Source organism: Desulfopila sp. IMCC35008, from assembly GCF_010646885.2.
Classification (GTDB): domain Bacteria; phylum Desulfobacterota; class Desulfobulbia; order Desulfobulbales; family Desulfocapsaceae; genus Desulfopila.
In genome coordinates, this window is record NZ_CP050700.1 from 3,550,041 (window position 1) to 3,565,009 (window position 14,969).

At 49.4% G+C, this 14,969-nt stretch carries 14 protein-coding genes; 9 read left to right on the forward strand and 5 right to left on the reverse strand.

Features of this window, described 5'->3' with window-relative positions; translation table 11 throughout:
- Positions 1-152 precede the first annotated feature (152 nt).
- Positions 153-1,457 (forward strand): cyclic nucleotide-binding domain-containing protein, encoded by a 1,305-nt coding sequence (locus tag GA520_RS15520; protein ID WP_163340471.1) that lies wholly within the window; start codon positions 153-155, stop codon positions 1,455-1,457.
- Positions 1,458-1,521: 64 nt separating this feature from the next.
- On the opposite strand, the gene GA520_RS15525 is transcribed toward GA520_RS15520, so the two are convergent.
- From GA520_RS15525 to GA520_RS15535, 3 genes are read right to left on the reverse strand one after another with little or no spacing between them, the layout of a single operon-like run.
- Complete coding sequence (locus GA520_RS15525; RefSeq protein WP_163340472.1) at positions 1,522-2,355, reverse strand: MBL fold metallo-hydrolase; 834 nt, start codon at positions 2,353-2,355, stop codon at positions 1,522-1,524.
- On the reverse strand, positions 2,352-2,774 hold the full coding sequence (locus GA520_RS15530) for a PaaI family thioesterase (protein ID WP_163340473.1): 423 nt from the start codon (positions 2,772-2,774) through the stop codon (positions 2,352-2,354). The genes GA520_RS15525 and GA520_RS15530 overlap by 4 nt, the downstream gene beginning before the upstream one ends.
- Before the next feature lie 36 nt (positions 2,775-2,810).
- The gene (locus tag GA520_RS15535) at positions 2,811-4,508 is read right to left on the reverse strand and encodes an FAD-dependent oxidoreductase (protein WP_163340474.1); all 1,698 of its coding nucleotides are present in this window, start codon (positions 4,506-4,508) and stop codon (positions 2,811-2,813) included.
- Positions 4,509-4,764: 256 nt separating this feature from the next.
- Between GA520_RS15535 and GA520_RS15540 the strand changes: the two genes are divergently transcribed.
- Together GA520_RS15540 and GA520_RS15545 are read left to right on the forward strand one after the other, a co-directional pair.
- The gene (locus GA520_RS15540; protein WP_163340475.1) at positions 4,765-6,174 is read left to right on the forward strand and encodes a TIGR01777 family oxidoreductase; all 1,410 of its coding nucleotides are present in this window, start codon (positions 4,765-4,767) and stop codon (positions 6,172-6,174) included.
- A complete protein-coding gene (locus GA520_RS15545) occupies positions 6,171-7,307 on the forward strand; it encodes a hypothetical protein (RefSeq protein WP_163340476.1) in 1,137 nt (378 codons plus the stop codon). Before GA520_RS15540 ends, GA520_RS15545 begins: the two co-directional genes overlap by 4 nt.
- A gap of 18 nt (positions 7,308-7,325) precedes the next feature.
- On the opposite strand, the gene GA520_RS15550 is transcribed toward GA520_RS15545, so the two are convergent.
- Positions 7,326-10,292 (reverse strand): PAS domain S-box protein, encoded by a 2,967-nt coding sequence (locus GA520_RS15550; protein ID WP_163340477.1) that lies wholly within the window; start codon positions 10,290-10,292, stop codon positions 7,326-7,328.
- Between the two features lie 520 nt (positions 10,293-10,812).
- Between GA520_RS15550 and yfcD the strand changes: the two genes are divergently transcribed.
- Genes yfcD through GA520_RS15565 form a run of 3 tightly spaced genes read left to right on the forward strand, consistent with a single transcriptional unit; the run spans position 10,813 to position 12,220 of the window.
- Positions 10,813-11,325: an NUDIX hydrolase YfcD gene (gene yfcD, locus GA520_RS15555; RefSeq protein WP_240910258.1), complete on the forward strand. Its 513-nt coding sequence runs from the start codon at positions 10,813-10,815 to the stop codon at positions 11,323-11,325.
- Positions 11,322-11,663 carry a TraR/DksA C4-type zinc finger protein gene (locus GA520_RS15560; RefSeq protein ID WP_163340479.1) on the forward strand — a complete coding sequence of 114 codons (342 nt, stop codon included), beginning with the start codon at positions 11,322-11,324 and terminating at the stop codon, positions 11,661-11,663. The genes yfcD and GA520_RS15560 overlap by 4 nt, the downstream gene beginning before the upstream one ends.
- Before the next feature lie 8 nt (positions 11,664-11,671).
- Positions 11,672-12,220, forward strand: coding sequence for a molybdopterin-guanine dinucleotide biosynthesis protein B (locus tag GA520_RS15565; protein WP_163340480.1), 549 nt, complete (start codon positions 11,672-11,674; stop codon positions 12,218-12,220).
- A 46-nt stretch (positions 12,221-12,266) separates the two neighbouring features.
- Here the strand turns inward: GA520_RS15565 and GA520_RS15570 are convergent, their stop codons facing one another.
- Positions 12,267-12,539, reverse strand: a complete 273-nt coding sequence (locus GA520_RS15570) for a hypothetical protein (protein ID WP_163340481.1) — start codon at positions 12,537-12,539, stop codon at positions 12,267-12,269.
- Between the two features lie 47 nt (positions 12,540-12,586).
- On the opposite strand from GA520_RS15570, the gene selD reads away from it, so the two are divergent.
- The 3 genes from selD to GA520_RS15585 all read left to right on the forward strand — a co-directional run bounded on the left by selD (position 12,587) and on the right by GA520_RS15585 (position 14,933).
- Positions 12,587-13,633 carry a selenide, water dikinase SelD gene (gene selD, locus GA520_RS15575; protein ID WP_163340482.1) on the forward strand — a complete coding sequence of 349 codons (1,047 nt, stop codon included), beginning with the start codon at positions 12,587-12,589 and terminating at the stop codon, positions 13,631-13,633.
- A 10-nt stretch (positions 13,634-13,643) separates the two neighbouring features.
- On the forward strand, positions 13,644-14,255 hold the full coding sequence (gene yedF / locus GA520_RS15580; protein WP_163340483.1) for a sulfurtransferase-like selenium metabolism protein YedF: 612 nt from the start codon (positions 13,644-13,646) through the stop codon (positions 14,253-14,255).
- Positions 14,256-14,522: 267 nt separating this feature from the next.
- Positions 14,523-14,933, forward strand: coding sequence for a PilZ domain-containing protein (locus GA520_RS15585; RefSeq protein WP_163340484.1), 411 nt, complete (start codon positions 14,523-14,525; stop codon positions 14,931-14,933).
- Positions 14,934-14,969 lie beyond the last annotated feature (36 nt).

The following is a 14,969-nucleotide window of genomic DNA, read 5'->3' on the forward strand; positions in this document are numbered from 1 at the left end:
TTTATTGTCTTTCTGTCGAAAAGTTCAGCAAAACTACGCTTGGCATTAGACGTTGTCCGAAAGATTTGTGTACGCTATCATTGTTATAAATACAAGGTAGAGCGAGATAAACATTCTCCAACAGAAGTGAGAAAAAGGGTTTTCCAATTCAAATGAGTGAAGCGGTAACGAAAACGGGCCATCACAATCCGGAACAGAAGGTGGTTGTGATGATGACAGACATGGTGGGCTACTCCCAGCTCACCTCTGCCATGTGTCCGGAGGAACTGAAAAACTTTATCATTGCCTACCACCACAGCCTACGGGACATTATCGTAACACCAGAAAACCAACCGGTTGACCTGGAACCGTCCGCAGGTGACGGTGCTCTCATCGTATTCAAGAAAAATCCCGGTGATACCGATGCAACCATCTCCACCCGGGCGGTCCAGACAGCCATTAAACTCGCCTCGGCAATAAGCCAGAACCACATTCCTCCCACGAGGATGGGTATCTTCCTCGGTAATATTATCGAGGCGGAACTGTTTGGCAAAACCGCAAAGTTCAGTACCTGCTTTGCCATTGCCAACCGCCTTGAGGAGTTGTGCGGACATTTCGGAACCACAATGCTCATGGACCGTGAGGTTGCCCGGAAACAGCAAGGAGAGGACGACTATCTGGTAAGTATCGGTAAATTCAGCCTCTCCTCGGTTCTGCATCCGATGAATGCCTATTCGGTTTACAAACCGGGGATAAACAACTGCCCGATCGACACCGACGAGGAAAAGTTACGCGAGTTTATAGCACGGAAGAATGAAGCGATGGATCACTTCAGCGGCAACCTTCTTGAAGGTATCCTGCCTGATTTCCCCAAGGTGCGCACCAAGCTTGTGGAAGCACAGGCGATGTTTACCGAGCTAACTGGCAAGGAAGACAAGGCCATCTTCCGGATTCTTGAATACATTCGCGAGATTCCCTATCCCGATTCCAGTTTCAACGCCCGGGGCATGATGCTGACCGAAAAGAAGAGGGATACGCTGGGTGACCGGTTGTATCATCTCTCCAAGCAGTTACTGAAGGCGATGGATTACGATGTGTTTCATACCCTTATTGAAGATACCCAGTGGGAACAGATGTTCAAGCTGGAGTGGCACAACAAGGGTTCGGCCATCATCAATATAGGTGATCCCCCGGATGGTATCTATTATCTCGATTACGGCACGGCCAAGACCTACAATCAAGCTGGCGAATTGTTATCAACCATGCAGGGCGGTGATATTTTTGGAGAGATGGCCTACTTCGGTAATGAACAGAAACGTACGGCTACGGTCATAGCCGACAGTGACGTGGTTGTCCGGAGGATAACCACCAAGAATTTCCGCAAACTGCCCATCGTGATAGAGATATTCAGGAGAATAGCAGAGGCACGAAAAAAGGAGCTGGCAGACGAAACCGCCGGCCGTGAAAAATCAAACTGACCTATACCCTTCAGTACCTCTTCTCACACTGCCACAGCCAGAATTTCCTGAAATTTCTGACAACCTAGCCAAAGGATAAGCGTAAGCCGGCATGCCCGAAGGACACATCACACGCCAGATTTTTATCAAGGTACTCTACGGCTTTTTCCCCACTGCAATGACAGGCAATAATCCGACCGATATCATACCGGCCCAGCTCCTCAACAGTTTTCTCTAACCTCGAACTGCCGGCATGAAGCAAATGCATGCCGCCAATGATGGTATCGATTCGTTTTTCACCCGTCCTGACAGTAATATACTCCAGGGTGTTGAGAAGTCCTGAGTGGCAGCAACCCAGGCAGATCACCAGGCCGTTTTTTCCATGTAGCCAGAGCGCCACATCATCTTTTATGGTGTCGACCTTTTTCCCCTCAGGATCGAGATAGAAACTGCCACCGGTATCCTCAAAAGCATAATTCCTGGCGATAGGCCCGGTAATTCCGACGCCGTGAAAAGGGGACAACGGCCTGGTCAACCAGTGAATCCGCATGTCGTCATGATTCATAACCGCCTCCATGGCGGTAAGCGGCATCCTGACCATACTCGGTTTCTCGCCATCCAAACTGTACCGCGGATGAAATGCGGCCGAATGTAAATAGATGTCAACCTCTCGATTATGGCGGATAACTTCCGGAACTCCACCGGTGTGATCATAATGACCATGGCTGAGCACCAGGGCCGTGACCTCATGCAGATCTATTCCCAACGTCTTACAGTTAGTAGACAGCGCATCTTTCTGACCAGTATCCAGAAGGATATTTCCTGATGGCGTTTCAATGTGTAAACTATAGCCGTGTTCGGTTTCCAGGCCCTCTCCGCCCTTATTATCAACAACAACCGTCAGGTTAAACGTGCTCATCCGACTTCACCGTTTTCCATAAATTTTGCTTTCGCCCGGGCCATCCTCTTGCCGTCCACCCAGGCTTCTGCCTTAACTTCATAAAGGGTAGAAACAGCACAGGTCAGCCAGGCCCTGATCGTCACTTTGCTGGAGCAGGGAATGGAATGCAGGAACCGCACCCTGAGATCAGCCGTCACCGCCTTGATATTCTGGAGCAGCAGACAATGCGCCATAGCCGAATCCAGCACCGCCGAGATTACGCCGCCATGCAGTATACCTTCATACCCCTGCAAGTGAGGGCCTCCGGTAAAAAAACCTTCCACCGCCTCACCGTCCACAGGCTGGAACTGCAACCCGAGTGAAAACGGATTGTTCCTCCCGCAGACAACACAATGTTCATGGCTTTCCAACAGGTTCCCGTTCTTTTTACCGTCCACTGATTCCCCCTGATACCGACCGTCCGTCTGCCGGTTCTATTTCTCTCGTTTATAGGGCCAGGCCATTATACCACCCTCCAGTACCTTTACATTGGTCCAGCCATTTGCTTCCAGAATGAGCGCTGTTTCATATCCTCGCAGGGATATCTTGCAGAAGCAAACTATTTCTGCATCTTTATCCGCCGGCAGTTCTGAGAGTTTGCTGCGCAACATGCCCAATGGGATGTATTTCTCTCCGATTCCGAGACGTAATACTTCATATTCATCCGGCCCCCTGCCGTCAATAAGAAAAGGAGTATTTCCACTGTAAACAAGCTGGTGGAGTTCTTCTGCCGATATCGACTTCATCCTGCCTTTTAGCTTATTCTGCATCAGGTGTGATGAGGCGATAAAATGATCGATGGCCAGAGAGAAAGGCGGTGCGTAGGGAAGATCGGCAGTGGCAATATCGGAAATGGTCAGACCGCCTGTTACTGCCATGGCCGCCGTTGCCAACTGACGACTCACATCCCCGTTGCCCGTACACTGATATCCGAGAATTTTCTGGCTGCTCTTTTCAATAAGTAATTTGCTGATCAACAGTCCGGCTCCCATGAAACCAGGCTTATCGGGACTTGCATTCACAACTGTCTCAATATCCGTCATACCGATCTCACGTGCCTGCTTCTCCGTAAGCCCGGTTACACCTGCACTGAAATCAAATACCTTACAGATAGCGGTACGGGTCGTTCCGGGAAAGGTCACGCTATTACCCAGTACTGCGTTTTCACCGGCAACCCTTCCCTGCAGGTTTGCCAAATCACCCATCGGGGCCAGTACTTTTTTACCGCTTATCAAGTCGACACACTCGACACAATCCCCAGCTGCATAGATAGATTCATCCGAGGTCTGCATGAACTTGTCGACCTCAATACCACCCAATTGCCCGATATTCAGCCCACAATCAGCAGCCAGTTTAACTGTTGGCTGAACCCCTGTTGCCATAACAGCCAGATCACATGGCAGACTCTCTCCACCTGCCAGGCGCACTTCTTTTATCCTGCCATTCTCACCTGTAAATTCTGCCAGCCGAGTGCCGCTGAATACCACTACCCCTTTGGCCTCCATGTGGTTTTCAACAAGCTTTGCCAATTGTAAATCCAGCATGGGCAACACCTGATCGACCATTTCAATCAGTGTCACCTTGACACCACGATTGACCAGGGCCTCACACGCCTCCACGCCGATCAGACCACCGCCGATTATAACCGCATTTTTCACCTCACCGGAAGTGGAGACACGATGCAGAAAATCCGTATCAGCCATGGATAACAGGGCTGTAACGCCCAGCAAATCCGTACCGGGGACAGGCAAACGGCGTGGTGATGCGCCGGTACAAAGTATCAGCTTGTCGTATCCGACGGTATGCATCTCCCCGTTTTTCAGGCTCCGGCATTCAATCTTTTTTGCTTCCCGGTCAATCAAAAGGCATTCCGTCTCAACCAGTGCGTTGATATCCTTGGTCTTCTGAAAAAATGACGGATCCCGTACTACACCTGTAGGCGTTGCCAGAAGAGAATTTCTATTCTCGAAGGTGCCCCCCACATAATAAGGGTAGCCACAACTCGCCATGGACAGATCCGGATCTTTCTGAATAATGGTTATCTCTGCAGTCTGATCCAGCCTCCGCGCCTTGGCCGCTGCTTTTGCACCTGCAGCAGACCCGCCGATAACAACAATTTTACATTTTCCCATGACGATTCCCTTTAAGGATATAGAAGATTACAGAATAATTCCGGGCAACAATACCACACCGTGATACGTTCATATGCACACATCATGCCCATAGTGAATCGGAATCACGAAGATGTCAATCAGAAAAACCATTCGCAAATCCTCATTTACTAACATGCCCGAAAACCTTAAAAGAAATTGCCATTCATTAAACTGATGTTTACCATAAGAGGCGGATGAATCCCCAGTCCCCTGAATAGCCAAAAGGTTGAGCCCCGTGACCAATGTCTCCACATTCACGTATTCTTCTGTTTATCCCTGCTCAGCCAGGGAGCTCTACGATTACCACGCCCGCCCAGGGGCACTGGAGAGACTTTTACCCCCATGGGAAAGGAACACGCTCATACGAAGAGTAGGATCGATAAAACCAGGCGGGAAGGTTCTACTCAAAATACACATAGGCCCAATCCCACTGCTCTGGGAGGCCCACCACATTGAGGATGTGCCGGGTGTACGGTTTAAGGACATCCAGCACCGGGGTCCGTTTTCACAGTTTAGCCATACACACAGCTTTTCAAACACCGAAGCAGGCTGCAAACTTGATGATCACATCAACTTCAGTCTCCCCGGCCAGGCCCTGCTTCCTCCCATTGTTGCCACCCAGATCAGGAAAAAATTACAGCGGAGTTTTGAGTACAGACAGCATGTCCTTTATGAGGATATCCTGCTCCACCAAAGATACAGCCAAAAGCCTCTCTCCATCCTGATTTCCGGTGCCAGCGGCACACTTGGCAAGACCCTGGTACCAATGCTCACTACTGGTGGACATAAGGTCTTTACCCTGGTCAGGCGAAAACCGGATACAGACAAACAGGAGATCTACTGGCAGCCAGCCAAGGGGAAAATTGATACCGGCAACCTGCCCCCTGTCGATGCGGTCATTCATCTGGCCGGTGAATATATCGGGCTGACCCGATGGTCGGAGGCCAAAAAACGGCGGGTACTCGAAAGCCGTGTCAAGGGCACGCAATTACTGGCCGAAACAATCGCCGCCCTGCCCAACCCACCCCAGGTATTTCTATCCGCCTCTGCCGTTGGTTATTACGGTGATCGAGCGGACACCCTGCTGACTGAAGAGGATCCCCCCGGCACCGGTTTCATCTCCAACGTCTGCGCAAGATGGGAAAAAGCTGCGCTTCCGGCGCAGAAGAGTAACATACGAACAATATTCATGCGCCTTGGAGTCGGTCTCACCCCCCAAGGAGGTGCCCTGAACCGTCTTATCAGCACATCGCCCCTTGCTTACATCCGCTATTTCGGTTCGGGAAACCAGTACATCAGCTGGATGAGCATCGATGATATGGCAGCCGCGATGCTGCATTGCCTCGCAACACCAACGCTGTCTGGTGCTGTCAATATCGCCGCACCGTCTCCTGTCACCAACAAGGAATTGATTGAAATTCTCAGCCGGGTCACTTCACGACCACGGGTGCATCCCTTGCCGGCGACTCTTTTAACAACAGTGTTCGGGCAGATGGCCTCTGAAATCATGTTGTCAAGCTGTCGCGTATCATGCGGGAAATTACAAGACTCCGGGTTTAGATTCCGCCATGAGAACCTGGAATCCACATTACGAAGAATATTAGGGAAAAAAATACCAGGCAGTCACGGGGAGGAACGACCTTGAGCAGACAACTGAAAACGACACTGCTTGTCATTATGAGCATTGCCCTCGGGTGTGGTTTTATGCACCACCTCATTCCAACGGAGGAAATGAACTTCGAGCGGCTCCACATATTCCTGTTCAATCTATGCAGTGGCGGCACCCTGCTTATTTATTTTACAGAGGATCGCAAACGACTCTCAAAAAAAGGAAGGCTCTTTTTCCTGCTCTCTATCTGCTTCGCCCTGTTCAGTTTTTTAGAGTGGTATGTCCCAACCCTTATTATCCCTCTGTTTCTGGCCACAATCACGGAAAAAGTCCGTATCGATCACTTCGGCTCCATCGTCCCCCGAGACCTTTTCAACATCAGGGAAAGCGTTTCCCGGAAGTTTCATCAGGCCTCCCTGCTCTGCCTGTCGATGAGCCTGATACTCTCCTCTCCTGTTATCCTCAACAGCGTATACACCCATTGGTTTTATCTGGAGAAACTGAAACTCGACACCTTCTTTCTCGGATTTTCATTTCCGCTCTCACTGATTTCCATGTCGGTAATCTATTCGCTGATGCAGAAACATGAGATGGAGTTTACGGTACATATCAAAGAGACCCTGTTCTGGACAATCAACCTCGGGGTTATCGTGTTCTTCGTCTTTATCCTGGCCCGGTGGTTCGTACCCCAGGTCATGATAGCCACCACCCTGTTCCTGGCGGTGGCCCTCACCCTCTACCTCTATTATCACCAGGGCATCCAGGTTCAGCAAAAGGCCTTCCTCACTTCAGGCATACTGTTTCTGCTGATAACCTCCATTACCGGGATTATTTATATCCTGGTCGCCTTCTCTGACAGCTACGACCCGCAGAGGCAACTCCCCTTGTTGCGGCTGCACGCCTTCACCGCCCTCTACGGCTGGAACCTCAGTGGTCTCGCTGTTATCAGCAGGCATGGGGATTTCCCTTTAAGACTGCACTCAAAAAAAACCATTATTCTGCACTGGTTCACGGTACTTGTGCTCTGCCCTGCCGGTTATTTTTATGCACCAAGTGCGGTCCTGGCGGTCATCTTCTATATCTGGCTGCTCCATACCCTGCTCTTTAACTATGGCCCCATAGATTTACGATTGGTTTCGGCTGAAGACAAAGTACTTAAAACCGAATGACCAGGGGGCATTTCACCTTTACCTGGATCTTTCATCAGCCAGTATCTTTTGTATTTTCCGGGAAAGCTGAACCATGTTGACAGGTTTTAACATATATTCCCTGACACCATTGTCCCGAAGGTTTTCCCCCTCGATATATTCACTGTAGCCGGTGCAGAGCAGGACAGGAATATCAGGCCTAATGGCTACCACTTCACGGGCAAGCCGTAGTCCGGTCATTTTGGGCATGGTCATATCTGTTATGACAAGATCGTATTGATCCGGAGCCATCTTGAATTTATCCAACGCCTCTTCCCCATCCAGACTGGTGGTAACCTCATAACCAAAGGTTCCGAGCGTTAACTGCATCATCCTCGCAATCCCCGGCTCATCATCTACCAGCAGCAAATGGCCACTTCCTTCGACAGGTCCGTCATCCACAAGAGCCCCTGCAATCATGGAATCCCCATTTGCCACCGGTAAATAGAGGTGAAAGGCTGTCCCTTTACCTGGTTCACTGACAACACGCATCTGTCCGCCATGGCTCTCGACAATACCATGGACAACGGCGAGTCCCAAGCCGGTGCCTGAGCCAACCTCTTTTGTCGTATAAAAAGGTTCGAATATTTTCTCGGCAACCTCTGGTTCCATTCCACACCCCGTATCACGTACCTCCAACATCACATATTGGCCGGGCTTCAGAACTGACGTACCACCATTTTCCACCCGAAGTTGCTTATGCCTCGTTAAAGTAACACTGAGCAAACCGCCCTCCTGCCCCATCGCATCCTTGGCATTGGTACAGAGATTCATCAATACCTGGTGCATTTTGGTCGCATCCGCCATTACCGCCCCGCACTCCATATCGATCTTTTCATGGAGCTGGATCGTTGTGGGCAAGGTGGAACGCATCAGTTTCACGATTTCCTCCACCACATGTTGCAATTTTACCGGCTGCAGTTCCTCTGCCTGCCGGCGACTGAAAGTGAGGATCTGTTTCACCAGATCGGTCGCCCGCTCCCCTGAGGCGACAATCTGTTTCAACTCGTCCTGTACGGGATGATTCGATTCCAGGTTTCTCTGGGCCAAGTGGCTGCACCCCAGGATAACAGACAGGATATTATTAAAATCGTGAGCAATGCCTCCGGCCAGCGTGCCAATTGCCTCCATTTTCATGGCCTGGTGCAACTGTTGCTCCAGACTGGCCTCACGGGTCATGTCACGTTGTACAGATACGAAGTTGGTCACCTCATCAAACGGGTTCTTAATCGGTGAAACCGTTATATGAATAAGCATTTCCGCCCCATCCTTGCGGGTGTACTTTGCACGCCCCTGCCAGACTTCCCCACTCTTCAAGGCTGTCCACATTTCCCGTAGAACACCCTGATTGCTCAGGCCCCGCGACAGAAATCTCGGATTACGGCCAAGCACCTCATCGGTATCATAACCGGTGTTTTGGCAAAAAGCGGGGTTTACATACTGAATACGCCCCTGCACGTCGGTGATTACGACCATGTCCGTCGCCTGTTCGATAGCCGCCGCCAACCTTCGCTTTTCATTCTCGACCCGCATGCGGGCACGGCGATCCCGGACAATGGCGATAATAACGTTACGTCCCTGCAGCGTAACGATGTTTGAGCTGATTTCCACCGGAAACAGCTTACCTTCCTTGGTACGATGAATCGTCTCAAATATAAGCGAACCTGTTGTCAACAAACTCTTGCGTCCTTCCCGACTGGCGTGCTGACGTGCCTCATCCGGCACCGTTATATCTGCAGCTGTAAGGGTGCAAAACTCCTCCCGACTATACCCATACCGTTTGCATGCGACGTTATTGACCTCGATAAAGGGAGCAAAGCCTTCTTCACAAAAGGGATGTACAAGTACCGCATCATTAACCGAGTTAAAAAAGGTGCGGAACTTCCTCTCACTCTGGAGCAGCTCCTCTATGAGACTTGATTTTTCCTCTTCTGCACGCTGTTTTTCGATAAGTTCACGACTTCTCTGATCGAGGACATGGTTCAATCTCCTGTTCAGGCCCAGAAAGTAGACAATCAATCCGGTCCCGACCGTCAGGAGGAAGATAATGACAAGTATGACTTTAAGGTATTGCACCAGCACCTGTTTCATGGTCATGGTGGTACTTGCATACGGTGGAACGTTCAGTGCTTTCAAGCAATGACGAACCGGCTGGTAATCAAGCGGATACGTCCATTGAGATGGGGCACCCTGCCCACCGTCAATTGGGACGTCCGCAATATTCAACAAAACCGCAACCACCTTTCGGGTTAGCCATTCATCCGTATGATTCATCTTGGCCAGAGGCCACTCCGGGAAAAGTCCTGTGCTCAGTACAAACGGAAAACGATCGTTATAGACGGCATAGTCTTCATATATGTGCAGATCCTCAAGACGTACCCTCCCTTGCGCTGCAAGTTTTTCCAGGGTATCGGTCCTGACAAAGCCAAAATCTGCTTCATCGTTCAACACCTGATCGACGACCGCATCATGGCTCCCGGTAAAAATTACATCTATTTGCTCATCCCGCTTAACAGTGCTATTTTCTGTCAGGGTAAATAACGGTAACAACCAGCCTCCAAACGAAGTGGCATCGACAGCCGCTATCCGTGCTCCCCTTATAGCTGCAAGATTCTTTAAATCGGTTCGTTTCCTCAGCGAAAAAATAACAGCCCCAAACTCCGTTTCGGATGAGCCGAAGTCCCTGTTGACCAAGGTCGCAATTCGCGAGGCACCGTAAACAACCTCTATATGGGTGTAGATAGCAGGATTTGCGACCATAAAATCGACTTTCCCTTCCCAAACAGCATCATATATTTCTCTATAAGAAAGGCATTGCAATTGAAAATTGACGCCACTCACTGAGTTGTTGAGATTGTCGACGGTGGAGATCCATCTCCTTTGACATTGTTCTTGGCCCCTGTTGGCCAGTACCCCGAAAACAGCCTTATCCCTGCGGACCTCATCCCCGGGCAAAGTATCCGCCATAACGACATCACTATCTGCAACCGTGAAACAGAGTATGCAGAACATTATTGATAAGAGAAAGCGTAGCACGACCGGAGTACACTCCCTTTTTGTATGTGAAAAAATATGTGAAAGAGACAAAATATGTTTATTGTATCACAAGATAGAAGCACAGGAAGAACCAAATATTACATAATACGAATTATTTAGTTTCCTTCTTAAAACCAGACGTTTCGAAGTCTGCGCTTATCTGCTCCAGATCGAGGTATGTGAAAAATTTTTGAGCAGAACGAAGATATTGACCGAAAAGGCAGTTTTGGATAGGAACTACTTAATTCCCATCCTAAAACTCAGCATTCTGTTCAATATCGAGGCGTGGCTAAATTATTTACCGCACGCATATGTACGATATTCGGAGGATAAATAGTTTAGCCGGAACGCTGAGATTGGGCAGAAGGGTAGTTTTAGGACGGGAACTATTTAGGATTCCCGAAACATTTACCAGACAGAAAGTGCACTAAACCATTCTATGCAGACATACTTGCCAGCTGAAGAAATCGTCCAGATCGTTGATAGAAACAATCAGGTCATTGATGCTGTTCCCAGAAAAGTAATGAGGGAACAAGGGCTGATTCACCGCGCCTCCTATATTCTCGTCTTTGACCCGAACGACCGTCTTTTTGTACAGAAACGAACTATGACAAAAGATGTATTCCCCGGATACTGGGATGTGGCAGCTGGCGGTGTCGTACTCGCCGGTGAGGATTATCTGGAATCGGCCCGGCGTGAGCTCGCTGAAGAGCTTGGCGTATCCGGTCTCGCACTCGATTTTCTTTTCGATCACTTTCACGAAGATGCTCAGAACAAGGTCTGGGGCCATGTATTCAGATGCGTTCACCCTGGACCATTTATACTGCAGAAAGAGGAAATTGACAGCGGAGAGTTTATGTCTGTAGAACATATTTTTGAGCTAAATGAAAAAGAACCTGTCACTCCAGACGGCTTGGATATTCTTGTTAAACTAACCGATTTTGACATACTTCAAAAGAAATGAGCGATATAAATACAGGTCACTTCCGGGAGCTTCTTCTTAAACAGCAGCAGGAGCTGATGGACGCCGAACAGGAAGCAGCAGAGACCACCAGGACCGTTTCACTGGATCAATCAAGCGTCGGCAGACTCTCCCGTATGGATGCCATGCAGTCACAACAGATGGCACTTGAAACGAAACGACGCAGGAAACTCCAGTTGACCCGTATTGAAGCTGCACTGGATAGAATCGATGAGGATGAATATGGGTATTGCGCCATGTGCGATGAAGAGATCAATCAGCGCAGACTAGAAGCAGATCCGGCCAACCCGTTCTGCGTAACCTGTGCGGAAAGCATGTGAGCCAACAAATGATTTACGATAACCACTTGCTGATTGTAAGCGGTACAGGCCGCAATGTAGGAAAGACTGAGCTGGTTTGCCGCCTCATTGCCAGATTTTCGGCTCGAACGGATATATTTGGCCTGAAAGTTTCAGCAATTTTCCCCGATGAACACTTGTTCCACGGAAACCATACCAGCATCGGTACAGGCCGAACCCTGTTTCGCGAAACCAGCCGAGACACGCAAAAGGACACCTCCCGTATGCTGCGTTCCGGTGCGACGGAAGTCTATTACATGCAGGGTGATAGAACATCGATACAGGCAGATTTCCTGACTCTTCGGAAAACACTACCAGAAAAGAGTGTCATTATAAGCGAATCAAACAGTCTGTCGGAGGTCGTCCGCCCAGCCCTTCACCTTGTTGTAACCTCCCACTCCGGCGAGGTCAAAGCACGCGCACTCCCGCTACTGGACTCTGCCGACCTTGTTATTACATCGGATGGTGTTTCCGGTTTTCCGGGTATCGAAACAATAGATCTCGATCCTTCAGGTGACTGGCATATAATCGCCACATAGTTTCTTTCTATTGACTGCGCCAAAACCATCGGAAATATTGTATTGACTATCCCACCCCATTACCCATATTTTGCTGAACACAAAGACACTCTGCCAAACCGTCTTCCATTTTGATTGGACGGTAACACTCAGATTTATAAACAGGGGACTGTCCTAAGTGGAACTCTATTTTACCTGCCCCGTAACAGAGATGGAGTACGGAACTGATCAATACAGCCTCGAGAAAGGATATCACATTGAGACCGACCACATGGGAGAGAGGTACCTTGCGGGACATGTTGCGGTACACATCCCCTGCCCCCACTGCGGAGCGTTTCATACTCACAACATTCAACAACTGGCATGTCCACTTGAAAGAAACAGCATATGACCGAATATAAAGCAGAATTGACAAAATGCGTCAAAGGTGGTGGCTGAGCCTCAAAAATCGCTCCAGGGGACCTGGACGGAATTTTAAAGGATCTCTCCTTTCCAACTGATGAGAACGTGCTGATCGGAACCAGTACAGGCGACGATGCGGGTGTTTATAAAATATCGGACGATCTTGCCCTGATCCAGACGGTAGATTTTTTCACCCCGATAGTTGATGATCCATTTGACTTTGGCCGGATAGCCGCTGCCAATTCGTTATCTGATGTCTACGCCATGGGTGGCATACCCAAGACGGCCATGAACATCGTTGCCTATCCGATCACCACGCTTGGCCCTGCAATGTTGAAAGAAATACTGGCAGGCGGTGCGGAAAAAATACGAGAAGCGGAAACTGTTCTTATAGGTGGCCACAGCGTAGAAGACGAAGAATTAAAATATGGTCTCTCCGTGACCGGCTTTATTCATCCGCAAAAAATCCTCGCCAACAGGGGATTGCGGGATGGCGACTGCCTCCTCCTCACCAAGCCGCTTGGCATGGGTATCATTAACACCGCAATCAAGGGAAATCTCGCATCACCAGCGACAATCAGGAAAGTCACCGAACTGATGGCGACACTTAACAAAACGGCGGCAGCAGTGATGGGAGATTTCTCTATATCATCGTGCACCGATGTAACGGGCTTTGGCCTTCTCGGCCATCTAGCCGAAATGATAGAGGGGAGCTCCACCCGAGTCACTCTTGAGAGTCATGCTATCCCAATACTTGATGAAGCAAAGGAATTCGGTGCTATGGGATTTGTACCAATAGGAGCCCACAAGAACCGGGACTACAGAAAGGGCATGGTACAGACCTCCGATGATTTTGACCCGGTTGTGCGGGACATCCTGTACGACCCGCAAACCTCAGGAGGTCTGTTAATAGGATGTCTCGAAAAAGACGCCCATACCCTCAAAGATCGATTACGATCCGAGGGTGTAGAGGACGCAGAAATTATCGGTCGTGCACAGACCAACACGAATGTGGAAATAGTTATTCAATAATGGAGAGAGTATGAGCCAGAAAGTAGATGCGCGCGGGCTGACCTGCCCGGCCCCGGTGTTACTCGTAAAAGATACTATCGAAAGCGATGCACCCCGGGGGGTAACTGTACTGGTTGACAATCAGGCATCCAGCGAGAATGTCAGCCGGTTCCTCGGCAGCAAGGGATACAAGGTCAATGAATCGAAACAGGGAACTGATTTTGTACTCGAAGCAGTGCTGGAGGGAAATGCCCCCACCCAGGCAACAACAGCTGAACAAAAGGCCCCATCAACCGGGGATACGGCTAAAATCCTTGTACTCGTCACCGGTGACAGCATTGGCTCCGGTGACCCGTCGCTGGGAAGCAAACTGATGGTCAGCTACCTGAAAACCATCAAAGAGATGGGGGACGAACTCTGGCAATTGATATTTGTCAATAAGGGAGTCACGCTCACCATCGACACCTCACCGGTACTGGCGGAACTTAAGGAGTACGAAGATAATGGTGTTATTGTACTGGCTTGCGGCACATGCCTTGAACATTTTTGCTTGACCGACAGGAAAAAAGTCGGTGGTACCACCAACATGCTCGATATCGTCACAGCAACCCAGCTTGCTGACAAGGTTATCACAATCGGTTGAAGACCATTATCGAGTAAAAAATTCAAAAAAATTTGGTGAGCCTAACCCACAAAAATTAATAGAGGAATTAAACATGCCACTCATTCGGGCCTGCTAAAGCCTGAAGTGCCCCTTCATTTTTAGCACCGCATGATATATCATTTGGCAAGGTGATAAGGATTATCACCTGTTTCGTTTCCGGAGAAAGGAGGCGATCTGGCGGGGGAAACATCAGAAGACCCGGCCAGTGGTTAACTGATGCAACCTTTACCACGGATGGGAGGTATCATGGGTTACAAAAGGGCGCATATCAGAATTCCGCTACAAGCATACGCAACACTCTCCTGCAGGCAGTCACGCAGGGTGAAGGCACAGGCTGTAAATATCAGTGCAGGTGGGATCGGTTTATCAAACGATAAACCACCCCTGAACAATACAGAGTATCACGTGCAGGTGACAACCAACACCGGTGAATGTTTTACCATGCTCGCCTCCGTTGTCTACAGGAACAGGGAGCTGGCAGGCCTGAAAACTATATTCATCGATCGGGATAGCATGCGCACGATAAAAAAAATTGTTGCCAGGTTTGAGTCATCCAATGAATTTATCAGCCATATCGAACAACAGGATATCCTCAACGACTGGTTTGTCGACGATAACGGCCAAAAACTTGACTTCGGCTTCGAGCGGCCAAACTAACAGCCATTCAGAAAAAGGCCGGATTTTTAATCCGGC

Excerpts from the sequence above, each read along its gene's own strand:
- GA520_RS15570 (WP_163340481.1), bottom strand. The coding sequence starts at position 12,539 with ATGAAACGCTCCGCAGTGGGGGCAGGGGATGTGTACCGCAACATGTCC.
- yedF (WP_163340483.1), top strand. The coding sequence starts at position 13,644 with ATGAGCCAGAAAGTAGATGCGCGCGGGCTGACCTGCCCGGCCCCGGTG.
- GA520_RS15520 (WP_163340471.1), top strand. The coding sequence starts at position 153 with ATGAGTGAAGCGGTAACGAAAACGGGCCATCACAATCCGGAACAGAAG.
- GA520_RS15565 (WP_163340480.1), top strand. The coding sequence starts at position 11,672 with ATGATTTACGATAACCACTTGCTGATTGTAAGCGGTACAGGCCGCAAT.
- GA520_RS15535 (WP_163340474.1), bottom strand. The coding sequence starts at position 4,508 with ATGGGAAAATGTAAAATTGTTGTTATCGGCGGGTCTGCTGCAGGTGCA.
- GA520_RS15560 (WP_163340479.1), top strand. The coding sequence starts at position 11,322 with ATGAGCGATATAAATACAGGTCACTTCCGGGAGCTTCTTCTTAAACAG.
- GA520_RS15550 (WP_163340477.1), bottom strand. The coding sequence starts at position 10,292 with ATGGCGGATACTTTGCCCGGGGATGAGGTCCGCAGGGATAAGGCTGTT.
- GA520_RS15585 (WP_163340484.1), top strand. The coding sequence starts at position 14,523 with ATGGGTTACAAAAGGGCGCATATCAGAATTCCGCTACAAGCATACGCA.
- GA520_RS15525 (WP_163340472.1), bottom strand. The coding sequence starts at position 2,355 with ATGAGCACGTTTAACCTGACGGTTGTTGTTGATAATAAGGGCGGAGAG.